This window comes from Pseudomonas sp. LBUM1656 (assembly GCF_059716065.1).
The window spans coordinates 3,848,219-3,872,327 of the sequence record NZ_CP166800.1 but is presented as its reverse complement, the minus strand read 5'-3'; the positions used below and the strand labels follow the sequence as shown (position 1 = coordinate 3,872,327).

The window sequence follows — 24,109 nt, the reverse complement described above, 5'->3', positions numbered from 1 at the left end:
ATATGGCCCGTTTGCACGACCCACCTTGCGGACCGGCGGCGTTGGCAAAGTACACCACGCCTGGAGGTATGAAGAGTAAATATCAAGTCGTTTAGGCGTGCGTTGATGCATTCTCTTTTGCTCGCAAAGCGCATTAGCAAATGAAGCCCAACCTGAAACAGCAGGCACAAAAACCCGGCAAGGCTGCTCCTCCTCACCGGGCTACACTCTGTTCCGATTCCTGATCCTGCTGCGGAGCCGTACATGAAAGTTGGTGTGATTTCCGATACCCACGGCTTGCTCCGCCCTGAAGCCCTCGCTGCCCTGGCGGGGTGTGAACGAATCATTCACGCGGGCGACATCGGCGACGCCGAAATACTCGATCAACTACGGGCTATCGCTCCCCTGTACGTCGTCCGCGGGAACAATGACCTGGACGCCCCGTGGGCAGAAAATATCCCCGACCTTCTTCGTTTCGATCTCGACGGATGGGAGACGCTGCTGGTGCATGACATTGCTGATGTCCCAGCCGTGCTTGAAGCGAGCATAAAGCTGGTAATCACCGGTCATTCGCACAAGCCACGGATAGAGTGGCGTGGCGAACAGCTTTACCTCAATCCCGGCAGCGCGGGACGGCGGCGCTTCAAGCTGCCGGTGACGCTGGCTTTGCTGGAGGTGCTCGAGACCTCGATAGAGCCGCGTCTGGTCTCGCTGCTGGAATGATTTTCGCGAACGCGCTGAAGCAATAATGGGACTGGCCATATTCGCAAAAAAAAGGCTCGTTAATAAAACGAGCCGTCGTTGTGAAGGTGCTATTTCAGATCTGCCTCACAGGTGATCCGCATCAATCACCGCCTTGGCGAACGCCTGCGGATCTTCCTGCGGCAGGTTGTGGCCGATGCCGCCGCTGATCAGCCGGAACTCGTATTTGCCGGTGAAGCGCTTGGCGTAGTCCTCAGGCTTAGGGTGCGGTGCGCCGTTGGCGTCGCCTTCAAGGGTAATGGTCGGCACGCTGATGGAGGGCGCGGTGGCCAGTTTCTGCTCGAGCGCCTCGTATTGGGGCTCGCCCTGGACCATGCCCAGACGCCAGCGGTAGTTGAAGACGGTGATCTCGACATGGTCCGGGTTGTCCAGCGCCTTGGCGCTGCGGTCAAAGGTGGCGTCGTCGAACGCCCATTTCGGCGAAGCCAGTTGCCAGATCAACTTGGCGAAGTCGTGGGTGTTTTTCTCGTACCCGGCGCGACCACGGTCAGTGGCAAAGTAAAACTGATACCACCACTGCAATTCAGCCTTGGGTGGCAGCGGGTTTTTACCGGCCGCCTGATTACCGATCAGATAGCCGCTGACCGACACCAGCGCCTTGACCCGTTCTGGCCACAGCGCCGAGACGATGCCGGCGGAACGCGCGCCCCAGTCGTAACCACCGAGCACGGCTTGCTTGATCTTCAGCGCATCCATGAAGTCGATGACATCGCTGGCCAGCGCGGCCGGTTGGCCATTGCGCAGGGTTTTATCGGACAGGAAATGCGTATCACCGTAGCCACGCGCATACGGCATCAATACGCGATAACCCTTCGCCGCAAGCAGCGGGGCGACTTCGTCATAGCTGTGAATGTCGTACGGCCAGCCGTGCAGGAGAATCACCACCGGCCCGTCGGCCGGGCCGGTTTCGGCGTAGGCCACGTTCAGCAGGCCTGCCTTGATGTGCTTCAGCGGGCCGAACGGAGAGGGTGTTGAATAAGTGGCGTCGGTCTTGATTGCGGCCGGTTGTGCGGCGGCGGGCGTTTGTGCGTGGGCCGTGCCGAGCGCGCCGAACAGGGCAAACGCCAGGATCGACGAACTGACCAAGCGGCGAGTGTTGCCGATGTTGTTTTGCATTGCCATCTTCATGGTGATGTCTCCGTTGCAAGCCGTTGGCAAGGGGTTCTGGCTGAGCCCCTTGAAACCTTGAATGCATTTCAACGCGGTGACGTATCTGGCCTGTGTCGAAGTGCAAGCCGGGTGAAAACTGATGTATCAAGAGGATAGCCAGACACACTGTCATACACAGCGGCGCAACAAAAAAAGCTGCGATTGGCTCATTCAACATTCGCAATATTGGCGACGAGCAACGCGAAGCGGTGATCGCCGCCTGTCCTCGCGATATCGATTTCGCCCATCAGATGATCGACGCGTTTTATCACGGGCTGCAGCACCGGCCCCAGAGTACCTTCGGGACTTTCAACGATGACTTCCTCGCCTGCAAGTATCCGGGTTTCCAGCGAGTGAATCTTTGCAGCGTCATCTTGGGCTCAAGTTGGGAGCGATGAGTTTCCACTCAACGCCGAAGATTCTTTGGCTGGGAGATGGCCGCGGATCGGTTCACACAATTGCTCAAACCCTGGTATTCCAGGCCACCGCGCATAGCGCCAGTCCGGCCACATTGAGGGTGACGGGATTGAAGGCATCCCTGAGCATGGACGGATTGACAATCGCGACATCCATCAGCAGACCCGCCAGTGCCGTCGAGGCAACGATCAGCGGCCAGGCAATGCGTGACGCGAGCAGTAGCCATAAAGCCAGGGCAATTTCCATGACCCCGGCGGCATAGGCAAACAACTCCACCTGATCGATGCCATGGGCTTGAATCATGGTCCGCTCGCCGGGACTCAGCCACAGCAGCTTGGGCACCAGACCGTGGTAGGCAAACATGAACGCCAGGCTTCCCCGGGCGATCCAGTGGGTGCGTTTCAAGGCGCTCACGTTGGCGTTTTCAAGAATCGACGTTCATGGTCGGGATTGGGCAACAGGCACGTGTCGTATTTTCCAAAGAGCCGATATCGATTCAGCGCAATACGATCGTAGGCCCAATCTCGCAGCCTGCGTGGACAGGCGCGCAACAGTAGTAATGGACGCCAAGCGCCGGGCAACCGGGCGATGACTTCGAAGACTGCATCCGAACGCACCCAATAATGCTGGTCGCGGATCACGGCCATGGTATCGAATTGATCCAGGGGTAAACCGGCCCACGCCAGCAGCGCCTGCCCCTCGGGCGATTGCACTGCCGCCAGGCGCACGCGTCGGTGGTGGTCGTGGCGGATCAAAAATCTTGCCCAGCCATTGCATAGCTTGCACACGCCGTCGAACAAGACCACCGTTTCGCCTGGCTGGAGGAACGGCGCGGGTGAGGGCCGGATTCTGGACGCTGGCATAGATATGAGGCCGAAGGGGGGTTGCCCCGGATCATACCCGCGAGTCAGGGCGAAAGTCTTTTCGGCTTGCCTGTCACATCAACCCATCAGCGTTGAGCCTGTGAAAGTGCGTCCCATCGGTCAAAACACCCCACAAGCAAAAACGCTGCTCTACTCTAATCAGCGCAACCCTCATCCAGTTCACTCTCGCTACCGAATAAAAAGGGGAAATGACCATGACCGAAAAATTGCGTGTTCTGTTCGTCTGCGCGAAAAATGATATTCGTTCATTGATGGCGGAAGCCCTTCTCAGGCATACCGACTCCGATCACTTTGAAGCGTTCAGCGCAGGTCTGGAGGGCAGCGAGGTCGACCCGCGCACACGCGATTCGCTCGACCATATCGGCATCGAGACAACCGGGTTGCGCAGCAAATCAATCGAAGAGTTTGAGGGGCAGGCGTTCGACTATGTCATCACCCTGTGTGACAAGTCATCCGCAGAAGCAGGCAGGATGTCGTTCCCCGGCGAGGTGATGACGTGGAACTTTGAGGACCCGGCAAGCAGTGAGAGGCACGAACCTTTTCGTCACGCGCTCCAGGAAATTCACGATCGCGTCAAAATGTTTGTCACTGTAAAGACTCGCCATTCAAGCGCAGAGGCTGGCGTTGCTCCACCGGACACTACTCAAGCCTGATCCGTCCCGCGAGCGTGGAAGCGGCAACCTCTATCGGGATTGCCGCTGCACGAAACGGGGTAGACAACTCCGTCTGTCCGGTCTCAATAAACCTGAGGCACGATGATTTCCGGTGGCGTCGGGTTGCGCGAATAGTCTTCCTGGCGCTCGCGTTCCGGTAACTGGATCACCGCCTGTTCCACCTCTTCATATGGCATCTGCTTGAGCAAGTGATTGATGCAGTTGAGCCGGGCTTTCTTCTTGTCATCAGCCTGCACCACCCACCACGGCGCTTCGGCGATGTGGGTGCGTTCGAGCATGATTTCCTTGGCCTTGGTGTAAGCCTCCCAGCGTCGACGGGACTCGAGGTCCATGGGGCTGAGTTTCCATTGTTTGAGCGGGTCATGAATACGGCTGAGAAAGCGCAGGTGCTGTTCCTGGTCGGAGATGGAGAACCAGTATTTGATCAACTGAATACCGGAGCGGGCGAGCATCCGTTCGAACTCCGGCACAGTGCGGAAAAACTCTTCATATTGATCGGCGTTGCAAAACCCCATGACCTGCTCGACACCCGCGCGGTTGTACCAGCTACGGTCAAACAGAACGATTTCACCCGCTGCCGGCAGGTGTGAAACGTAACGCTGGAAATACCATTGGGTGCGTTCGCGGTCATTCGGAGCGGGCAGGGCGGCGACCCGGCAGACCCGAGGATTGAGCCGTTGGGTGATGCGCTTGATCACCCCGCCTTTCCCCGCCGCATCGCGCCCTTCAAACAGAATCACCACTTTGTGCCCGGTCTTGACCACCCAGCTCTGCAACTTCACCAGTTCGCCTTGCAGGCGAAACAATTCGCTGAAGTAGCGTCGTCTTTCTTCCTTTTCGCTGTTGTCGCCGATGTGCTCCTCGAACAGCGAGTTGAGGTCGTATCCATCCTCCAGTAATTCCAGTTCCAGCTCTTCGTCACTGTGATCGAGCAGCTCGCGATGGATGCGTTGCACCAGGGTGTCATTGGTTAAAAGCATGGCTGGAACTCCGGACGACGGTGGAAGTGGCCATGCTAGGCCGGGGGATATGACGAAGAGGTGACGATGAGCGGGCGAGGCCCATATAGCGCGCTGTCATCTTGGTGTCACCCAAGGCATGGCAGGATCATCGCAAACCGTCTTGAATACCCAGCGCAACCCGCGCCCAAGGGCTGATGAATTTGCCAGGAATCGCCACCATGAAAGGAGATGCCCCTCTGTTTGCGGCCATTGACCTGGGCTCCAATGCGTTTCGCCTGATGATTGGGCAGTCGGTGAGACGCAACCAGCAGATCGTGATCCAGGAAGTCAAAACCCTGCGCGAGCCGGTCCGCTTGTCGGAAGGATTCCAGGGCGGCGCGCTGGATGAGTTGGCGCTGGATCGGGGATGGCAAGCGCTCGCGCGATTCGGCAAAAAACTGCGAGGCTTTGAAGCAGGACGGGTGCGGGCCGTGGCGACCAGCGCGGTGCGCGAAGCCGACAATGCCCAACTGTTTCTGACCAGTGCCGAGCGCCACCTGGGTTTTCGGATTGACGTGATCTCCGGGCATGAAGAAGCGCGACTGGTGTACGCCGGCGTTGCCCATACGATACCGAGCGCCGCGAGCATGCGACTCGTCGTGGACATTGGCGGTGGGTCCACCGAGTTGATTCTGGGGCAGGGCACCCAGCCCTTGTTGACCGAAAGTATTGCCATTGGCAGCGGCACTTTTGGCGCGCGTTACTTTCAGGGCGGGTGCATTACGGCTCAGGCCCTGCTGGAAGCCGAGCGTGTGGCCACTGTGCAGTTTGAAAAGATTGCACGACGTTATCGGGCATTGGGTTGGCAGCAGGCCATCGGCTCTTCAGGCACCGCGCGGATGCTCGCCAAAGTCCTCAAGGCCAACGGCTTGAATGACGACGGCCACAGCGGAATAACCTATGGCGGCCTGCTGCGCCTGTCGTTGCGCCTGCTTGAAGCGGGGCATGTCCACCAACTCAACCTGGCGGGCTTGCAACCCCATCGCCTGAGTACCTTGCCGGGCGGTCTGGTGGTCATGCTGGCCGCGTTCAAGGTATTTGGCATCGCGCAGATGACACCTTCGGAAGCGGGGTTGAGGCTCGGGGTGCTGCATGGGTTGATGGCCAGGCATTGACTGGATGCGGGGCGGCAGGCTTTACCTGGGCGCAAACCGTCAGTCAGCGAGACCCTGCGACAACGCAGTTCCTGTAGCAGCTGGCGAAGCCTGCGTTCGGCTGCGCAGCAGTCGTGAAGTCATGCGATGCGGTGTATCAGAATAACCGCGTGCAGGTTTACGACTGCTGCGCAGCCGAACGCAGGCTTCGCCAGCTGCTACGGATCGCGTAACGGCTTAACCGACGGGCATTAAGCAAAGGGGGCGGGGGTGTTCATGACCCTAAAATGGATAAGTAAAGGCGACTTCTTTTTCCACGCCGATGTTTAGAAGCCCCGATCAAGTCGGGGCTAACAGCTGAAGTGATTAGCCGCTATTTTGCGACTTTCATACTCGCTCTACCAGGTCGTGGCGTAACCGCTTTGACCACATCATCAATCACCGCCTTCCCCATTGCCGTTAAATAGTGCGCGGCCCACGAAAAACGGTCCGTTTCTCTGTCATAGGCGGCGTCTTTTGTTAGCGCCTTGGCCAGGAACAGTAAATCTGAAGCCATTGCCAATGCCGCGTCGACAGGAACGCCGGCGCTGACGTGGAACAGTGGGCGGTCGACGCAATAGATGCAGGGGGTGAAGCCAATGGTTTTTGCTTCTGTTGGTTGAGTCATTGATCACCTCCATAGACGCAAAGGTGAATAGGTGACGAACAGCACCGCGCAGAAGGCAGGTGGGTGAGAAGACGTATTTCGGACGGATTTATTTTGTTCATTATCAGTTCCCTTGATTGGAGGAACTGCCACTTAGCTGTCTCAAAAGCGTGGGTGGCAGCCGTGCGTGGTGTGAGACCCGGCAATCAAGGTAACCGGTAGGCCCGAAAGCCTTCCACGCACAGCCGCCATAAAACCTGATCGCTGACGAAAAAAAACGCCGCAATTGGTTCTGTGGCGCTTTGCGCCTTGATTGTCCCCCGGGGTCTCACGCCCGATCGCTGAATGTGCAGCGACGTCTGGAGAGTATCCCGACAAAGAGAGGACCAACAAGGCGGCAGCAAGGCAAAAAGAGCACAAAGCGTACCCCCTTACGCAGCTCTCGGATTTTGCCTACAACTCCGACATGTAGCCACTCAATATTCTGCAAAGAACACCGCCAGCGACGAAGACGGCCCGCGGCTCAACGAAGTGGCAGCGCTGGCTCCGGCGCAACGCACATGTCCAAGACCCAAACGGCAGACGAAAAAAAACCGCCTTTGCGGGGCGGTTCTTTTGTGAGCCTCAGTTTGCGGCTGGGGCTTGGTGCTTCTCACGGGAGACACTAGCGTGGGGGCATGATATTAAGCTTTGCTTATCCTTGCAACGTTGTTTTGCTTTGGTTGATTCACGCCATCTGAAGATAACGGCGTGGTGCTCGTGCGGTAGCTGGAATCTGACAGAAATAACGTTTTACAAAAACACTTAATCCCTTTGTCTTGGAACGTTAAAGATCAGCCATTGCGCTTGAGTTTCTAGGTTAATATGCCGGCGCTCACATGCTGGTGCGACTGATGGGGTTTGGCCGGTGACATAACAGTTTCACGCCCTCCGACACGGTTTTGCACCCGTGCCGGGATGATGGTTCGGAGGGAACTCAACCGGCCGCCTCATGGGAGATACTAGCGTGTCGTCCCTAAGGCACGCGTGATCCGGTAAGTGCGCTGGAGGTTTGGCCCCTACCTGGAGGCCAAAACGTATGAAGCTATTGCTGCGTACGCTGAGCCTCGTATGGAGATTGTTTAAGGCGTTTCGCTTTTACGAGTTCCTGCGAGACCACTTTGACGACCTGAAGTAACGGTCGTTGATGTGGGGAAAAGCCCGTTTCAGTTTCGGCTGATACGGGTTTTTTTTATTCAAAAAAACTGTCAAAAGTAGGATATTTCTCGTTTGCCTTTCAGGCACTTGTAGGGCACTTCGTCGCTATCCGTAGGAGCTATCCGAAGATCTTCCCGGCCACACCCCTCTCAAACCACATTCTGTGAACCCCCACCCCACGTTTCGCACCTTGAAGCCCCAGCCCGTCGGCCTAGGATGGGCCTCAGTGGTTGCACCGGACACTCGGCCTGCGTTACGCCATCGGCGCTGCCCATAACAATAAAAGACCCACCTTGCCTGGACAGGAGAAAAACTGATGAAACCCCTGATTGGACTTATGCTGGGCGATGTCACCGGCATTGGCCCTGAGTTGGTCGTCAAGCTATTGTCGACGCCAGAGGCACGTGAGCGGGCGGATGTGGTGATCATTGGGGACGAGCGTGTGCTCGAGCTCGGCATGCGTGACGCGGGTCAGCGCATCCCTTACCAGAAGATTGTGCACCTGCGCGAAGCCGACCATTCCCAGTCCGCCGTGCCCTTGATCGATTTACACAACGTGGACCCTGCGCTGTATGAGCGCGGCCTGGTCAACGCTGAGTCGGGTCGCCTGACCGGTGAAACCCTGAAAATCATGACCGACATGGCCCTGGCCGGCGAGCTGGATGGCATCTGCTTCGCGCCGCTCAACAAGGCCGGGCTGCATCGCGGCGGCTGGAAGTATCACGACGAACACCAGATGTTTGCGGCCTGGACCGAGCACGTCGGTTACTTCGGCGAAGTGAACATCATCCCGCAGTTCTCGACCTTCCGCGTGACCTCCCATGTGGCGCTGCGCAAAGCCGTCGACATGGTGCAACCGGACCGCATCGAAGGTGCGCTGCAACTGGCCCACGACACGTTGCGTGCATTGGGCAATAACGCGCCGCGGATCGGCGTTGCGGCACTCAATCCCCATGGCGGCGAGAACGGTCTGTTCGGTGACGAAGAGATCACGATCATTCGCCCGACGCTCGAAGCCTTGCGCCTCAAAGGCCTGGCTTGCGAAGGGCCGTTCCCGTCGGACACAGTGTTTATCAAGGCGCGCAACGGCGATTTCGACGCGGTGGTGATCATGTATCACGACCAGGGCCAGATCGCGACCAAGCTGCTGGGCTTCTCTTCCGGCGTGACCCTGACCGGTGGCCTCAAGACCGTTTACGCGACCCCGGCGCACGGCGTGGCGTACGACATCGTCGGCAAAGGCATCGCTGACGTTGGCGCCATGGCCGCTGCGTTCCGTGTCGCCGCCGACAACGCTGCCGCGCGCAAATCCAAACGCTAAGTGATCGAGAAAAGAATCGAGGCTGACACCATGTTCGAGAATTTCACCAAGACCATCACCAAAACCAGCGGTGCCGAGATTGTCACCGTCGTCGGTGGCGAAGGCCCGCCGTTGCTGTTGATGCACGGCAACCCGTTCAATCACCTGTCCTGGCACAAGATTGCGCCGCGCCTGGCCAGGGATTTCACCGTGGTCTGCACCGACTTGCGCGGTTACGGCGACAGCTCCAAACCGGAAGGCGGCGGCGATCATTCGGATTATTCCTTCCGCGCCATGGCCCAGGATCAGGTTGAAGTCATGCAGTCGCTGGGTTTCGAGCAGTTCTATGCCGCCGGTCACGACCGTGGCGCGCGGGTGCTGCATCGCATGTGCCTGGACCACGGCGACAAGGTGCTCAAGGCCGGTTTCGTCGACATGCTGCCGCAGCATTATTTGCTGAACAACGTGACGCGCCAGTGGGGCAAGTTTTCCTGGCACTGGTTCTTCATGACCCAGGACGCTCCGACCCCGGAACGAATGATGAACGCCGATCCGGAGTTCTTCATCCGCCGCAAGCTGTCGAAGACTGATCAAGGCACCAGTTTCTTCGGGCCCGAAGCGCTGGCCGACTACATCCGCTGCATCAGAAACCCGGCCACCACCCATGCCATGTGCGAAGACTACCGCGCGACCTTTGGCATCGACCTGGACATGGACACCGCCGATTTCGACGCTGGCCGCCGGATCGACAACCCGGCGCTGATTCTCTGGGGCGAAAAGGGCGGCGTTGGCCGCAACCATAACGCTGCGGAAATCTGGAGCCGCTACGCCTCCCACATCGTGCAGACCGCCACTGTGCCCTCGGGCCACTACCTGCAGGAAGAATGCCCGGACGAGACCTACGAGGTGTTGCACGGCTTCTTCAAGTAACGCAATGACAGGCGGTCCGGGATGACCGCCTGCCCACTAGAACTATAAAAAAAGGTGGAAAAAATGATTCCGACTACGCTTGCGCAAAAACGCAGGGCAACGCTGACGTTCGTGTTGCTGTGCATCATGGCTTTCATCATGTATGTGGACCGCACCAACCTGGCCGTCGCCGCACCGACGATCAGCAAGGAGCTGGGTTTCAGCAACACCAACCTGGGCTTGATGTTCTCCGCCTTCGCCATCGCTTACAGCTGCTTCATGATTCCCGGCGGCTGGTTCAGTGACCGTATCGGCTCGCGCAAGGCGATGTTGCTTTACGGCATTATCTGGTCGGCGGCGACCATTGCCACAGGGCTGGTCAGTGGTCTGGTGGTCCTGGTGATCGCACGCTTCGTGGTCGGCATCGGCGAAGCGCCGATCTACCCGACAGCCGCGCGCATGATCGCCCGCGCCATTCCCATCACCCAACGCGGCACGGCCCAGGGCATGATGCATGCGTCCGGACGCCTGGCCAACGCACTGGCACCGTTGATCGTAACGTTCATGATCATCCAGTTCTCGTGGCGCCTGACCTTCGTCATCCTCGGCGTAGTGACCCTGATCTACATGTTCATCATGTATTTCAGCCTGAGCGAATCGAAAAAACTGGTCGAAGCCACCGCCGCCATGCCGCTGCCGCCCGTGGCGGCCAAACCGGTCCACTGGCCGCAGATGTTGCGCAAAGTCTGGCCGGCGGCTGCCACCTGCTTTTGCCACGGTTGGGTGCTGTGGTTCTTCTTGAACTGGATACCGTCGTTCTTCACCCAGCGCTACGGCATGGACCTGACCCACACCGCGCTGTTTTCAACCTTCGTACTGCTGGGCGGGACCGTCGGCACCGCGGTTGGTGGCATGCTCTCGGACTGGCGCTTCAAGGTCACCGGCAACCGTCTGCGCTCACGTCGCGACTTGATCATCTTCGGCTTCCTGGCCTCGATCATCGGCCTGATTCCGCTGTTGTTCACCCACGACCTGATGATCTGCGCCTGTGGCCTGAGCTTCTCGTTCTTCTGCTCGGAACTGGCCGACTCGCCGCTCTGGGTCATCGGCACCGAGGTGTCCCATGAACACTCCGCCACCTCCAGCGCGTGCACCTTCACGGGCATGGCCCTGGCGGGCGCCGTGTCACCGGTGGTGATCGGTTGGTTGCTGGACATCACGGGGAACAACTGGGCGGTGGCGTTTGGTGCTTCGATCGCCGTGGTGCTGATGGGGCCGGTGCTGGCGATGTTTATCACGCTGGATGATGAACCTGCTCCAGAGCCTGTTTCATCTGCGCATTCGCAGGCAGCGGTTACCCAGAGCTGAGCCGCAACGTTTTTTACCCTCCCGAACCGAAAACCGCCGCCAACCAAGGGGCGGTAATCGCCTGATTGTGCGGTGTTCCGACAAATCCCCTCGCCACAGGGTGAGAGAGTTGTTTGGTTAGTGGCGCTCCGTTACGCGAGCCTGTTGCGCCACCCGGTTCCTTCCCGACCACTTCGCCTGATAGAGCTGCTGATCGGCGCGTTTGATCAGTGCGGTGGTATTGCTGTCCGATAACTCGGCCAACCCGATGCCGATACTCACCGTCACGTGCCCGACCGTGGCAAAGCTAGCCGCTGCAATCGCGGCGCGGATCTTCTCTGCAACAACCTCGGGGCTCTCCGGCTCCTCGATTTCCGGCAACAGCACCGCAAATTCCTCACCGCCGTAACGGGCCACGAAGTCCGTGGCGCGGGTGTTGTCCTGAATCAGTCGAGCAAGTTGGTGCAGCACTTCATCGCCGATCGCATGGCCGTGGGTGTCATTGATCTGTTTGAAGTGGTCAGCGTCGATGAACAGCAACGCAAAGGGTCGTCCGGTGCGTTGGAACAGCAGGTTGCACTCGTCCAGCTTTTCGTCGAATCGTCGCCGGTTGTACACGCCGGTCAGCGCGTCGTGGGTGGCCAGTTTCAACAGCTCGGCATTGGCCCGGGTGAGGGCGGCGGTGCGTTGCGCGACCGTGGCTTCCAGCGACGCATTGGCCTCCTGCAACTCGCGTTCCTTGCCGAGCAGGGACTGTGTCATGCCCTGGAGGGATTGGCCCAGTTGAGCAATTTCTCGCACCGAGTGGTCCTTGGGGAACGTCACGCCGGGTTGTTGGTTCTGTACCCGTTGGGCCGACTTTGCCAGCTGCTCGATCGGGCGACTGAGGTACAGCGCCAGGTAGTAGGCCACCAGGGCGAACACGATGGCGGCAATGACGCCCAGCACCAGCAACTTGTAAAACAGGATGCGTGCGGGCTGAAGCGCGATATCCAGTGGCTGCCGGACCGCGATGTACCACGTCAGTTCGGTGCTAGAAGGCGTGGGCACCGCGACAACGCTGGTCAGGTAACCATTGCCCACTGACCAGCCTGCGGTGTCAGAATGGTTTTCCCGAGCCTGCGGCATGTTCGGCACGTGTTGCCCCATGAGCGCTTCCGGGTAGAGTACTTGCCCGTTGTGGTCGACGATCAGCGCCTCCACTTCAGGCGTCATGTCCTTGCGCAGCACCGCCGCATCAACAATCCGCGTCACCCAGCTCCAGTGGGCATGCGCGCCCAGCACCCCGACCACTTGGCCCTCGGCATTGCGGATCGGCGCGGCGAAATCGATGAAGCGCAACGGCTCGCCGGTGGTGGTTCCCGGCAGCAGTTTGGCCAGCAAAACCGCTTCGTGCGGATCGCCGGTGTAGGCGCCGCGCATCCCGGCCTGAAACCACGGGCGCGCCTTGACCGATTGATTCACCAGCAGACCATTCACCGCTTGCCGCACACGCCCGTCGGCGTCTGCCACGCCCATCCACGCATACTCGGCGCGGGACTGCGAACGCAGCTCCATCGACGACAAGATATCCGGATCGTTGAGGTCGCCATCCTTGAACAACGGGGCGCGACTGAGCAAAGACACTTCGAGCTGACGTTCATGCAGTTGCGCGCCCAACAACTCGGCGGCGGACCTTGCCGTGCTCAACAACGCGTTGCCGCTGGCCTGCTTCATCTGCTCGGTGGCGATGTGGCCGACATAAAAACCCACGCTCACCAGCGTGAGCAGCGACAAGCCGGCAAACCAGAGTGTCAGGTGACTACGCAGACTGGCTTTGATCATGAGGGCCTGGCTGAAGTTTTTTGGGATCGCGGCATGGTATGCGCAATGAAGGGGTCGCTGCCAGTGGCGGCGCTTTCATGGCCCGGCCCGAACGACCTTTCTTCAAGGCAATTTCAACCCCCCCATCCGTCCCTCACAGCCCGTCGAATCGCCTCCAGCAACATCGCGAATGCCGGGTTGTCGTTGTTCTCGCGCCAGATCAAATGCAACTCGCTCTGCACCCCTTCGCCAAGGTCGATGTCGCGAAACACCACGTTCTTGAACACCACGCTGGTGGCGCAACGAGGTACCAGGGCCAGGCCCATTCCGGCGTTGACCAGGGCCAGGATGGTCAGCGACGAGCCGAGCCATTGCACGTATTCCGGAGCCACGCGGGCAGAGCGCAGCATACCGGTCAGCAGTTCGTTGAAGGGCGGGTAGGCGGCGTGGGAGTACATTAAGAACGGTTGTGCATCGAGGTCCTTGACCGACACGGTTGATGTGCTGGCCAACCGATGGTGACTGGGCACGGCCAGCACAAAGGGTTCGCGCACCAGGCACTCGGTGGCGTAGCCCGGCTCGAGCAATGGTGCGCGAACGATGCCCAAGTCGATACGCCGCGCACGCAGGGCTTCGTGCTGCTGGTAGGTGTTCATCTCCGACAGGTCGATTTTCACATGCGGCTGTTTGAGTCGCGCCTCGGCGATGACCTTGGGCAGAAACTCGTACACCGCGCTGCCGACGAAGCTGATGTTGACCGAGCCGATGTCGCCTTCGGCAAAACGCCGCGCCGTCACCGCAGCTTGCTGGGCGCGCTCCAGCAGGTTCTGCGCTTCGATGAAAAATGCCCGGCCGGCGGCGGTCAGCGCAACGCTGCGAGTGGTGCGGGTAAACAACTCGACACCCAAGTGATGCTCCAACAGTTGAATCTGTCGGCTAAGCGGCGGTTGCGTCATGTTCAGCCGTTCGGCAGCACGGCGGAAGTTGAGTTCGGTCGCCACCGTGGTGAAGCAACGCAGTTGAGTCAGTTCGAACATTGATCTAATCCAGGTATCAATCGAATGCCAAGTTAGATTAGACGGGATCAATGCCGGCGTCCATGATCGGCCTGTCCCTAAAAAAACAATGATCGGGAGTTGCCCCTTGAATACCCTCCAGAGTCCGCCGGACCCGACTGTGCTCGCCCGCGCAGCGGCCAAGGTCAAGCGCCATGTGCTGCCGCTGTTTGTGGTGATGTTCATCGTCAACTACATCGACCGGGTCAACATCGGCTTCGTGCGCAGCCACTTGGAAACCGACCTGGGCATTGGCGCAGCCGCCTATGGCCTGGGCGCCGGGTTGTTCTTCATCGGTTACGCCATCTTCGAAGTGCCCTCCAATCTGTTGCTGCAACGCTACGGTGCCCGCGCCTGGCTGACGCGCATTATGTTCACCTGGGGCGCAGCGGCCATGGCGATGGCGTTCGTGCGCGGCGAAACCAGTTTCTACGTCCTGCGTTTTATTCTCGGGGCGGCCGAAGCAGGTTTCTTTCCCGGCATCATTTACTACTTCACCCAATGGCTGCCGTCGAGCGAACGGGGCAAGGCCATGGCCATTTTCCTCAGCGGTTCGGCCATTGCCTCGGTGATTTCCGGTCCGGTGTCCGGCGCGCTGCTGAACGTCAGCGGTTTCAGCCTGCATGGCTGGCAATGGATGTTCCTGATTGAAGGCTTTGCCTCAATCGTGCTCTGCGGATTTGTCTGGTTCTGGTTGCAGTCCCATCCGCGTCAGGCGAACTGGTTGAGTGCCGAGGAGAAGGACGCTCTGGTAGGCGCCATCGCCCTGGAACAGCAGGCCCGCGAAGCCACGCAGACGGTCAAGCCGTCGATGTTCAAATTGCTCGCCGACAAGCAAATCGCGCTGTTCTGCTTCATCTATTTCTCCATCGCCCTGACCATCTACGGCGCCACATTCTGGCTGCCGAGCATGATCAAGAAAATGGGCAACCTCGGCGACTTCCAGGTCGGCCTGTTCAACTCGATTCCCTGGATCATCTCCATCATCGCGATGTATGGCTTCGCCGCCATGGCCAGCAAATGGAAACACCAGCAAGCCTGGGTTGCGTTAACGCTGGTGATCGCCGCGTTCGGCATGTTCATGTCCACCACCGGCGGGCCGGTCTTCGCCTTCGTCGCCATCTGCTTTGCCGCGATTGGTTTCAAAGCGGCGTCGGCGTTGTTCTGGCCGATTCCGCAAGGCTATCTGGATGCGCGCATTGCGGCGGCGGTGATTGCCTTGATCAACTCCATCGGCAACCTCGGCGGTTTTGTCGCCCCGACGGCGTTCGGCTTCCTGGAGCAGAAAACCGGTTCCATCGAAGGCGGCCTCTACGGTCTGGCGGCCACTTCATTGGTGGCGGCCGTGGTGATCTTTTTCGCTCGCACGGCACCGGAGGGCGATGCACGCAGTGTGCTGACCGCCACCCCCCAACAATCTCCAAGTCACCCCGCATTGAAACCTGAGCCAAAGGGAGCAGCCTCTTGAAAATCACCCGAGTCACCGTCACCCCAATCGCCTTCCGTGATCCGCCGCTGCTCAATGCCAGCGGGATTCATGAGCCCTTCGCCCTGCGCTCGATCATCGAGATCGAAAGCGATAACGGCTACATCGGTTTGGGTGAAAGCTATGGCGATGCCCCGGCGCTGTTGATCCAGCAGCAACTGCAACAGCAACTGATCGGCCTCGACCCGTTCAACCTCAATCAGCTGCGCCGCATCGTCCAGGCCACGGTGGCGGCGAACAAACCGGCGAACATTGCCGGCGCGGAACTTGCGCCCGGTTCCCACGCCAGCAAAGCGGTGAGCAACGCGTATTCGGCATTCGAAGTGGCGTTCCTGGATTTGCAGGCGCACTCGCTGAACGTGCCGTTGGTGGACCTGCTGGGCGGGGCGATCCGCGACGAAATTCCTTTCAGCGCCTATCTGTTTTTCAAGTACGCGCAGCATGTCGATTCACCCTATAAACCGGATAATTGGGGCGAAGCCCTGAACGAAGAGCAGATCGTCGCCCAGGCGCGGCGGATGATCGAGGCCAACGGTTTCAAGAGCATCAAGCTCAAGGCCGGCACGTTGCCGCCGGAGCACGAAGTGTCGTGCATCAAGGCACTGAAGAAGGCCTTTCCCGGTTACCCGTTGCGCATCGATCCGAACGGCAACTGGTCGCTGGAAACCTCGATTCGCATGGCCGAACTGCTCGGCGATGACCTGCAATATTACGAAGACCCGACGCCGGGCCTCGACGGCATGGCCGAGTTGCATAAACGCACCGGCCTGCCGCTGGCGACCAACATGGTGGTCACCGATTTCGACGAGTTCCGCCGCAGCGTGGCGTTGAACAGCGTGCAGATCGTCCTCGCCGACCACCACTACTGGGGCGGTCTGCGTGACACCCAGGCGTTGGCGAAAATGTGTGACACCTTCGGTCTTGGCGTGTCCATGCATTCCAACTCGCACTTGGGCATCAGCCTGATGGCGATGGCGCACGTGGCCGCCGCCGTGCCGAATCTGGATTACGCCTGCGACACGCATTACCCGTGGCAGGAGCCGGATGAAGAGGTGATCAAGGGCGGCAAGATTCCGATCATCGATGGCTGCGTGAAAATCACTCGGGCGCCGGGTTTGGGCCTGGAACTGGATCACGATCAGCTCGGCAAGCTGCATGACCAATACCTGACCTGCGGCATTCGCCAGCGCGATGACGTGAAGCAGATGCAGCGTTACAAGCCGGACTGGAAAGCGGTCAAGCCGCGTTTTTGATCAGATGCGCAGTGCCGCCCCGGGGACTGAAAAGCCCTTAGTCGGCCCGACCGCGCATCTCGGCCAGAATCCGCGCGGCATCTCGTGCCGGAGGCAAGCCGAAGACGCGGGCGTAGTCGCGGCTGAATTGGGTGGCGCTTTCATAACCGACATCGAAGGCGGCGCTGGTGACGCTTTTTGCGTTCGCCACCAACAGCGTTCGCGCCTGAAGCAGCCTTACGCGTTTTTGATACTGCAAGGGGCTGAGCGTAGTGACGGCCTTGAAATGGCGGTGGAACGCAGACACGCTCATCGATGCTTTCCTTGCCATTTCCTCGACCCGTAGCGGCTCGGCGAAGGCGCGGCGGATCCACTGGATGGCCAGGCTCACTCGGGCCATCGCCGTATCAGGCGCCGCAATTTCACGCAGCATCCAGCCGTGCGGTCCTTGCAAAACCCGATAGAGAATCTCCCGTTCGTAAACCGGGCTCAGCGCCGGGATGTCAGCCGGCCGGTCCATCAATCGCAGCATGCGCACCCAGGCATCCATCAATTCGGGCGTGACCGCGGCCACGGAAAAACCGGCCTCCTGTTCAGACGGTGCCGCAGGTTTTGGCAGGTCCGTCAGCAACGTCGCCAGAACGGCAGGGTCCAGCGTCAAGGCGACGGCGAGATACGGTTCGCCGGTTGTGGCCGGATGCACGCTGCCGACCGCCGGCAGTTCAATCGACATCACGAAATAGGTTGCCGGGTCATACCGCAACGTACGATCGCCGACGGTCATGGATTTACTGCCCTGCAGGATCAGGTTGATCATCGGCTCATAAACCGCCGCAAGCTGATGTTCGGGTATCGCACCCTGGACCATGGCCACGCGCGGAATCCCGGTCTCTGTACGCCTGTTTTCGGCCCTTGCGGCAAGAGCCCTGAGTTCATTCAGTTGATTTTCCATGGGGAGACATCTGACAGCAGGGGGATGCACGACGCAAGCAAAAAGCAGAAACAGGCAGGATTCGGGCAGGAACGGCTGCGCTTGCCATGTGTTCTATGGTTACCGTGGTGGCTCACCTGATTAACAGTGGAGCAAGCCATGAGCGTCATCGTCATCACCGGCGGCAGCCGAGGCATCGGCGCCAGCACCGCAATGCAATGTGCCCGGCGCGGAATGGGCGTCATCCTGACCTACAAGAGCAACCAGAAAGCGGCCGATTCGGTTGTTCAACGCATCAAGTCCGAGGGCGGCAAGGCTGTTGCCCTCGAACTGAATGTCAGCGATGCCGGAACGTTCGACGTGTTCGTCGATGCGGTACGGCAGGCGCTGCAATCGAGCTGGCAAGCCACGACCCTGAGCGGTCTGGTCAACAATGCCGGCCACGGTCTGTTCAATCCGATTGAGACGGTCACCGAGGCGCAGTTCGACGACCTCATGAACGTTCACCTCAAAGGTCCGTTCTTCCTGACCCAGGCATTGCTGCCGCTGATGGAGGAGGGCGCGAGCATCGTCAACCTGACCAGCGCGACGACGCGCGTGGTCACCCCAGGCGTGGCACCTTATGCCGCGTTCAAGGGTGGGCTGGAAGTGCTCACTCGTTACATGGCCAAGGAGTTTGGCGAGAGACGCATCCGTGCCAATGCCGTTTCGCCCGGTGCCATTCGCACCGAGCTGGGCGGCGGTTTGAGCGAAGAGTTCGAGACACTGCTGGCCTCGCAAACGGCGCTCGGTCGCGTCGGCGAACCGGACGACGTCGGTCGTGTGATCGCCACGCTGATGTCCGAAGAAAGCGGCTGGATCAACGCGCAGTCCATTGAAGTTTCCGGCGGTTACATCATCTGAATCAGCGAGGCACATTCCATGCTTGATCATGTTTTTATTTCGGTGAGCGACACTCAACGCTCCGTCAATTTCTATACCGCGGCGCTCACGCCGCTGGGTATCTCCCATCGGCTGGATTACGACGGCAAGGACGGCCCGCCGGGCCACCCGGACCTCAAGGGTTTCGGCGCGCAAGGCCGGGTGTTTTTCTGGGTGCGTGAAGGTGTGGTGGAGGCACGGGCTGCTCATGTCGGGTTCGTTGCGAACAGCCGGGATGAGGTCGATGCAGCCTATGCCGCTGCGATGGAGGCAGGCGCAACCGATAACGGCGCTCCGGGCGCACGGCTGCATTACGACCCGAACTACTACGCCGCTAACGTATTGGACCCGGATGGGTACAGCATCGAGTTTGTCTATAAAAACTGGCAGCACACGCAATGAGCAAACTGCTGATTTACGGCGCAACCGGGTACACCGGCCGGATGGTGGCGGCTCAGGCGAAGTCGGCGGGGCTGGACTTCGAGATCGCCGGACGCGACGCAACAAGGGTGGCGGCGCTGGCCCGGCAGCTGAGCGTGCCTTATCGCACCTTCGCGCCAGACGCTCAAACGGCGCAGGCACTGAGCGGCGTCACCGTCCTATTGAATTGCGCCGGCCCTTTTGTGCTGACGGCAGAGCCTTTGATGCGGGCCTGCATCGAGGCTGGGGTCGACTATCTCGACATCACCGCCGAGATCAATGTTTATCGACTGGCTGAGCGGCTGGGTGAGGAAGCCGGCGTGATGCTGTTGCCTGGCGTCGGCTGGGACGTTGTCCCCACGGACTGCCTTGCCATGCACATTGCCCGCCGCGTCGAACATCCGCAGTCGCTGCGGATCGCGCTGCAGGTCGCAGGCTCGATGTCGCGCGGATCGGCCAACAGCGTTGGCGAGATCATCGGTGCGGGTCTGATGGCACGGGTCGACGGCGTCATCGTTCCTGCGCCGGATGCGCAACCGCGTCACTTCGATTTCGGCGCCGGGCCTGTGCTCTGCGCGCCGCTGTCGTTCGGAGATCTTGTCACCGGTGGGCGCTCTACCGGCATCGCGAACATCGCCATGTTCGTCCATATCAGCGGAGAAGCGTTCCCCGAGGGCGACTTGTCACAGCTTCCCGATGGCCCCGGCGAGCAAGAGCGATTGTCTCACCGGGCTCGTGCGGTTGCCGAGGTGACGGGGGCAGACGGGCAGGTTGTGCGGTCGATGGTCGAGACGATCAACGGCTACTCCTACACACCGTTGGCCGCTGTGGAAGCAGCACGACGCGTGTTGGCCGGGGAGCGGCGTTCCGGGTTCGAAACGCCGGGTCGCCTGTTCGGAGTCGAATTTGCCGAGAGCATTGCCGGTACAGTGATTGTTGATCTTTAAGGCGGGTGCCGAAGGCACAGCAAACGCTCGATCTGCGCCAGCTCCCAGGTGCTGAGCAAGCTGACCGGGTCGGTGCCGTAACGTTGCCAATGGTTGAGTTCACCTTCTCGACCGTCCGGGCTTTGGCAACGTTGGCAATGCAGCAGGCGAGTGCCGTCGACACCGAGGCTCAGGCGCCAGCCTTCGATATCGACATGCACGTGGCCGGGCTCGGGTTGTTCGGCGAGGTGTATTAGAGGCCGGACTTCCAGCGCGGCGTCGCGCAACTGCTGGTAAACCTCGCGGTTGGTCAGGGGCGGCACAGGGTTCTCCGGTGAAATTGCCAGGGTGCACAGGATAGAGGCTGCGCTTGGCGCTGTCAGCGGAACCTCAAACTTCCTCGACTGCCTGCGGGCGCCGGGCAGGTTGACCTTCTTCTTCTCTAAGCTCACGGCTCATGTCGTTGCAGCTTTGCGACCAGTCCGTCAGCCACTGCGGCATCGGCGGCGATCGTTCCGCCAGGCCCAGCTCCCGGGCGAACTCACTGGGTGCGACCGTGCCTTTGCCTGCGCGAAACACGCCGCGCATCACCACCACGCCGACCACGCGTCCCTTGCTCACGAAACGGTGTTCCATAAAGCTCCACTTCTCGTCCCAGCCCAGCATCCGCGTGTGAATCTCGAATGCTTCGAACAGCTTCAGCTCACGACGGAATTTGCCCCAGGTATCGCCAACGATCGGTACCGCCTTATTGCGCAGCGCTACCCGGAATGCGCCGCTGCGCAGCACGTAGTCCATGCGACCCAGGTCGGCCAGGGTGAAATAACGGCCATTGGTCACGTGGCGGTTGAGGTCGAGGTCGAGCGGCCAGACGCGCAGGCGGATCACGGTAGTGGCCAAGGCGTCGACCGGCTTGCGCCACGGACGACGAAACAGCATGAGGAACAGTCGGAACCAGAGATTCATAAGTACGCCGATGATTGATTGACCGGTGCACTTTAGGCAGGAGGGATCAGGTAAGGTAGGTGCGCAAATGACTTTTTTCATGCGAAAAGCGCAATTGGATCATGTATGTACGTCTCTTTTTTACGGGTGGGCCAATTCGCCGCCAGCGCCACGAACCGGACACAGATGATTTGGGGCAGGGCATGAAGAAAGCCGCAGCACTCACCCTGGCCTTGGTGCTCACTGCCGGATTGTTCGGTGCCCCAGCACAAGCGGCCGGCGATGCTGAAGCGGGCGCGACACTGTTCAAACGGATATGCGGCGGCTGCCATCAGGTCGGGGAGTCGGCGCGAGGTTCGTTCGGGCCGCAACTCAATGGCATTTTTGGACGCCCGTCGGGCGGCACCACGGATTATCAATATTCCGACGCCATGAAATCAGCCGGCATCGTCTGGACTCGCGAAACACTGACTGCGTACCTTGAAGCGCCGAAGGAAGTGGTGCCCGGCACCCGCATGATTTTCTGGGGGCTCAGCGATCCGGAAAAGATCGACAACCTGTTGGCGTATCTTCAGACCTTTCAGCCGCAGTAGGACTTCCCGACGTTCGCCAAGGATGAAAATATCGATGCAACGAACCACCTCGCGATTGCTGTTAAGGCCACTTCGAACCGAAGAGGAAAAAGATCGGCATGCAACGTGTCGACGTGCTGGACGACGTACCGGGGCAGGCGCCGAGTCTTGTTTACAAGATCAGCCGGTCCTTGACGGGGGACTGATTTTTTTGCGCATGAGAAGCCCGGCTGATTGGGTCGGGCTTTCATTGAGCACAACGGTGAAGCGATGTTGACTTCGATGTGTCAGGGGTAGACTCTTGGTTTCGATGATTTTCAGAGCGTTAACTTGAATGTTTTTTCTGAATATAAACCCCATCGTTGTTTGATCTGGTCGTTGTTCATGGGTTTGTACTTACATGATGTAGGTGCAATCAATCAATGGAAGTGATGTTGCTCACTTTCGGGAGGCAAGGATGCACGACAACGTAACTTCTCTATCTTCAATTCATTGTTTTATTCGTCATCTTTACGAGCGACTTTGCTCGAGTGATTTCCCAATAACAATGCCTTTATTGCTCAGCTGCATATATGAGGGGGCTGTTGCACCTTATGTAACTACCCGCTTGCCTGCTGTGTGACGTGCACTTTCAGTATTCGATAACCCGCCCTGATAGTTTGCAACGCGCGCAGCGGGATAGGCATCAGCATCAAATAATAAAACGGAGTCATCATGGCAAATCCTTATCGCGAACTGCTCACAACCCCAGGCGTCATGGGGTTAGTGATCGCGAGCTCCATTGCCCGTTTGCCCCAGGCAATGATCGGTATCGGCATCATTATCATGTTGGTGCAGCAGACCGGTCTTTATTGGCTGGCCGGTTCGGTCGCGGGCACTTTTACATTAGCGAACGCGCTGTTCGGCCCGCAAGTATCGAAACTCGTTGATCAGCGGGGGCAACGTCGGGTTTTGCCGCTTATGACGGCCTTCAGTGTTGGCATGTTGCTGGCGCTGATACTGGCGGTGTATATGAGGGCTCCGTCTTTTCTGCTTTTTATTCTTGCGGCACTGGCGGGCACGATGCCAAGTATGCCCGCCATGATAAGAGCGCGCTGGTCACAACTGTTCCGTGGCAAGCCGCAATTACATACAGCCTTTTCCCTGGACACAGTTATCACTGAGTTGGCCTTTATTATCGGCCCACCCCTGGCCATTGGTTTGAGCACCCGTTTCTTCGCCGAAGCCGGACCGCTGGTTGCTGTCTTGCTGCTGGTCATCGGCGTGACGGCTTTTCTTTTGCAGCGGCAGACAGAACCTAAGGTGGTCGTGGGCAGCAGGAAGAACGCAGGCTCGGCGTTGCTGATCCCCGGCCTTCGCACCATCGTCCTCGCGCTGATGGCGATGGGTGTGATGGGCGGATCAATCGATGTGGCTGTGGTGGCCTTCGCCAACGCGCAAGACTGGCCAGCGTCTGCCAGTTTCATCCTGGCCGCCTATGCGCTCGGCTCCCTGATCGCAGGCCTGACGTTCGGCGCGTTAAGGTTTTCCTTGCCGATTGAAAAGCAGTTCTTCGTTGGGGTACTGGTCACGGCCGTCACCGGCGTGCTGCCGATTTTCTCACCGGACGTCTACATCCTTTCGGGGATGCTGTTTGTGGCAGGCATGTCATTTGCCCCGACGATGGTCGTCGTCATGAACCTCGGTACGATCATTGTTCCGCCGTCCCGTATCACCGAAGGACTGACGTGGATGTCGACTGGCATCAGTATCGGCGTAGCACTCGGTGGCGTAGCCGCGGGTCTGGTCATTGATGTTTACGGCGCGCGGGCAGGGTTCGGTGTCGCCATTGTCGCGGGGATCTTCATGGTGGTGGTCGTGCTTCTGGGGCTGCCTGAACTTCGCGCCTCGTCAGCGGTTTGCGCCGAGCCCGGCTTCCAGTCATCAGCCAGCTAGAATGATCATTCACTCCCCAATGTTGGAGAACCAGAATGGTCAGCAAAAACACGATTTGCCTCTGGTACGACGGCGCCGCGCTGGAGGCCGCGACGTTCTATGCCAAGACGTTTCCCGATAGCGCGGTGGGCACCATCCTTCGCGCGCCTGACGACTATCCGGCGGGCAAGCAGGGCGATGTGTTGACGGTCGAGTTCACGGTGATGGGCATTCCCTGTCTCGGCCTGAACGGAGGCTCGGGGGTCAAGCACAACGAGGCGTTCTCGTTCCAGGTGGCCACCGACGACCAGGCCGAGACGGACCGTTTGTGGAATGCGATTGTCGGAAACGGCGGCCGGGAAAACGTCTGCGGCTGGTGCCAGGACAAATGGGGACTGTCGTGGCAGATCACGCCGCGTGTCCTGACGGAGGCCATCAACCATCCTGATCCAGCGGCGGCCAAGCGCGCGTTCAACGCCATGATGCAGATGGGGAAAATCGACGTCGCGGCGATTGAAGCGGCTGTCAGGGGTTAACCCGGCCTG

Annotated in this window: 24 protein-coding genes; 14 read left to right on the top strand and 10 right to left on the bottom strand. The window is 59.4% G+C overall.

Annotated features, from left to right (window positions below; genetic code table 11):
• The first annotated feature begins 243 nt into the window (after positions 1–243).
• Positions 244–702: a metallophosphoesterase family protein gene (locus ACA072_RS17555; RefSeq protein WP_497619396.1), complete on the top strand. Its 459-nt coding sequence runs from the start codon at positions 244–246 to the stop codon at positions 700–702.
• Between the two features lie 105 nt (positions 703–807).
• Here the strand turns inward: ACA072_RS17555 and ACA072_RS17550 are convergent, their stop codons facing one another.
• The 3 genes from ACA072_RS17550 to ACA072_RS17540 all read right to left on the bottom strand — a co-directional run bounded on the left by ACA072_RS17550 (position 808) and on the right by ACA072_RS17540 (position 3,170).
• Positions 808–1,869 (bottom strand): alpha/beta fold hydrolase, encoded by a 1,062-nt coding sequence (locus ACA072_RS17550; RefSeq protein ID WP_497619394.1) that lies wholly within the window; start codon positions 1,867–1,869, stop codon positions 808–810.
• 483 nt (positions 1,870–2,352) lie between these two features.
• Positions 2,353–2,721 (bottom strand): DoxX-like family protein, encoded by a 369-nt coding sequence (locus ACA072_RS17545; protein WP_497619393.1) that lies wholly within the window; start codon positions 2,719–2,721, stop codon positions 2,353–2,355.
• Entirely contained in the window at positions 2,718–3,170 is a 453-nt protein-coding gene (locus ACA072_RS17540; protein ID WP_497619391.1) for a thiol-disulfide oxidoreductase DCC family protein, read from the bottom strand. The genes ACA072_RS17545 and ACA072_RS17540 overlap by 4 nt, the downstream gene beginning before the upstream one ends.
• Positions 3,171–3,385: 215 nt before the next feature.
• On the opposite strand from ACA072_RS17540, the gene ACA072_RS17535 reads away from it, so the two are divergent.
• Positions 3,386–3,844, top strand: coding sequence for an arsenate reductase ArsC (locus ACA072_RS17535; protein ID WP_497619389.1), 459 nt, complete (start codon positions 3,386–3,388; stop codon positions 3,842–3,844).
• Between the two features lie 83 nt (positions 3,845–3,927).
• Here ACA072_RS17535 and ppk2 read toward each other — a convergent pair whose 3' ends face one another.
• Positions 3,928–4,845 carry a polyphosphate kinase 2 gene (ppk2, locus tag ACA072_RS17530; RefSeq protein WP_497619387.1) on the bottom strand — a complete coding sequence of 306 codons (918 nt, stop codon included), beginning with the start codon at positions 4,843–4,845 and terminating at the stop codon, positions 3,928–3,930.
• 200 nt (positions 4,846–5,045) lie between these two features.
• Here ppk2 and ACA072_RS17525 point away from each other — a divergent pair, with 200 nt between their 5' ends.
• Positions 5,046–5,981: a Ppx/GppA phosphatase family protein gene (locus ACA072_RS17525; protein WP_497619385.1), complete on the top strand. Its 936-nt coding sequence runs from the start codon at positions 5,046–5,048 to the stop codon at positions 5,979–5,981.
• A 352-nt stretch (positions 5,982–6,333) separates the two neighbouring features.
• Here ACA072_RS17525 and ACA072_RS17520 read toward each other — a convergent pair whose 3' ends face one another.
• Positions 6,334–6,627 carry a DUF3077 domain-containing protein gene (locus tag ACA072_RS17520; RefSeq protein ID WP_497619383.1) on the bottom strand — a complete coding sequence of 98 codons (294 nt, stop codon included), beginning with the start codon at positions 6,625–6,627 and terminating at the stop codon, positions 6,334–6,336.
• A gap of 1,492 nt (positions 6,628–8,119) precedes the next feature.
• Here ACA072_RS17520 and ACA072_RS17515 point away from each other — a divergent pair.
• The 3 genes from ACA072_RS17515 (at position 8,120) to ACA072_RS17505 (ending at position 11,380) form a co-directional block, all read left to right on the top strand.
• Positions 8,120–9,124 carry a PdxA family dehydrogenase gene (locus ACA072_RS17515; RefSeq protein ID WP_497619382.1) on the top strand — a complete coding sequence of 335 codons (1,005 nt, stop codon included), beginning with the start codon at positions 8,120–8,122 and terminating at the stop codon, positions 9,122–9,124.
• Between the two features lie 30 nt (positions 9,125–9,154).
• Entirely contained in the window at positions 9,155–10,033 is an 879-nt protein-coding gene (locus ACA072_RS17510) for an alpha/beta fold hydrolase (RefSeq protein WP_497619380.1), read from the top strand.
• Between the two features lie 63 nt (positions 10,034–10,096).
• Positions 10,097–11,380, top strand: a complete 1,284-nt coding sequence (locus ACA072_RS17505; RefSeq protein ID WP_497619378.1) for an MFS transporter — start codon at positions 10,097–10,099, stop codon at positions 11,378–11,380.
• 117 nt (positions 11,381–11,497) lie between these two features.
• Here the strand turns inward: ACA072_RS17505 and ACA072_RS17500 are convergent, their stop codons facing one another.
• Together ACA072_RS17500 and ACA072_RS17495 are read right to left on the bottom strand one after the other, a co-directional pair.
• Positions 11,498–13,183 carry a sensor domain-containing diguanylate cyclase gene (locus ACA072_RS17500; RefSeq protein WP_497619376.1) on the bottom strand — a complete coding sequence of 562 codons (1,686 nt, stop codon included), beginning with the start codon at positions 13,181–13,183 and terminating at the stop codon, positions 11,498–11,500.
• Positions 13,184–13,296: 113 nt separating this feature from the next.
• The gene (locus ACA072_RS17495; RefSeq protein ID WP_497619374.1) at positions 13,297–14,199 is read right to left on the bottom strand and encodes a LysR family transcriptional regulator; all 903 of its coding nucleotides are present in this window, start codon (positions 14,197–14,199) and stop codon (positions 13,297–13,299) included.
• 106 nt (positions 14,200–14,305) lie between these two features.
• On the opposite strand from ACA072_RS17495, the gene ACA072_RS17490 reads away from it, so the two are divergent.
• Both ACA072_RS17490 and ACA072_RS17485 read left to right on the top strand, forming a co-directional pair.
• Positions 14,306–15,685, top strand: coding sequence for an MFS transporter (locus tag ACA072_RS17490; RefSeq protein WP_497619372.1), 1,380 nt, complete (start codon positions 14,306–14,308; stop codon positions 15,683–15,685).
• On the top strand, positions 15,682–16,956 hold the full coding sequence (locus tag ACA072_RS17485) for a glucarate dehydratase family protein (RefSeq protein WP_497619370.1): 1,275 nt from the start codon (positions 15,682–15,684) through the stop codon (positions 16,954–16,956). Before ACA072_RS17490 ends, ACA072_RS17485 begins: the two co-directional genes overlap by 4 nt.
• A gap of 37 nt (positions 16,957–16,993) precedes the next feature.
• Here the strand turns inward: ACA072_RS17485 and ACA072_RS17480 are convergent, their stop codons facing one another.
• The gene (locus ACA072_RS17480) at positions 16,994–17,887 is read right to left on the bottom strand and encodes an AraC family transcriptional regulator (RefSeq protein ID WP_497619368.1); all 894 of its coding nucleotides are present in this window, start codon (positions 17,885–17,887) and stop codon (positions 16,994–16,996) included.
• A 138-nt stretch (positions 17,888–18,025) separates the two neighbouring features.
• On the opposite strand from ACA072_RS17480, the gene ACA072_RS17475 reads away from it, so the two are divergent.
• From ACA072_RS17475 to ACA072_RS17465, 3 genes are read left to right on the top strand one after another with little or no spacing between them, the layout of a single operon-like run.
• Positions 18,026–18,769 (top strand): SDR family NAD(P)-dependent oxidoreductase, encoded by a 744-nt coding sequence (locus ACA072_RS17475; RefSeq protein WP_497619366.1) that lies wholly within the window; start codon positions 18,026–18,028, stop codon positions 18,767–18,769.
• A gap of 18 nt (positions 18,770–18,787) precedes the next feature.
• Positions 18,788–19,189, top strand: a complete 402-nt coding sequence (locus tag ACA072_RS17470; protein ID WP_497619364.1) for a VOC family protein — start codon at positions 18,788–18,790, stop codon at positions 19,187–19,189.
• Complete coding sequence (locus ACA072_RS17465) at positions 19,186–20,154, top strand: saccharopine dehydrogenase family protein (RefSeq protein WP_497619362.1); 969 nt, start codon at positions 19,186–19,188, stop codon at positions 20,152–20,154. Before ACA072_RS17470 ends, ACA072_RS17465 begins: the two co-directional genes overlap by 4 nt.
• On the opposite strand, the gene ACA072_RS17460 is transcribed toward ACA072_RS17465, so the two are convergent.
• Positions 20,151–20,456: a DUF7693 family protein gene (locus ACA072_RS17460; RefSeq protein WP_497619360.1), complete on the bottom strand. Its 306-nt coding sequence runs from the start codon at positions 20,454–20,456 to the stop codon at positions 20,151–20,153. The two genes, ACA072_RS17465 and ACA072_RS17460, sit on opposite strands and share 4 nt — an antisense overlap.
• 67 nt (positions 20,457–20,523) lie before the next feature.
• A complete protein-coding gene (locus ACA072_RS17455) occupies positions 20,524–21,099 on the bottom strand; it encodes a thioesterase family protein (protein WP_497619358.1) in 576 nt (191 codons plus the stop codon).
• 182 nt (positions 21,100–21,281) lie between these two features.
• Here ACA072_RS17455 and ACA072_RS17450 point away from each other — a divergent pair, with 182 nt between their 5' ends.
• The 3 genes from ACA072_RS17450 to ACA072_RS17440 all read left to right on the top strand — a co-directional run bounded on the left by ACA072_RS17450 (position 21,282) and on the right by ACA072_RS17440 (position 24,100).
• Positions 21,282–21,671, top strand: a complete 390-nt coding sequence (locus ACA072_RS17450) for a c-type cytochrome (protein ID WP_497619356.1) — start codon at positions 21,282–21,284, stop codon at positions 21,669–21,671.
• A gap of 693 nt (positions 21,672–22,364) precedes the next feature.
• Positions 22,365–23,585, top strand: a complete 1,221-nt coding sequence (locus tag ACA072_RS17445; RefSeq protein WP_497619354.1) for an MFS transporter — start codon at positions 22,365–22,367, stop codon at positions 23,583–23,585.
• 35 nt (positions 23,586–23,620) lie between these two features.
• Positions 23,621–24,100 (top strand): VOC family protein, encoded by a 480-nt coding sequence (locus tag ACA072_RS17440; RefSeq protein WP_497619353.1) that lies wholly within the window; start codon positions 23,621–23,623, stop codon positions 24,098–24,100.
• Positions 24,101–24,109 lie beyond the last annotated feature (9 nt).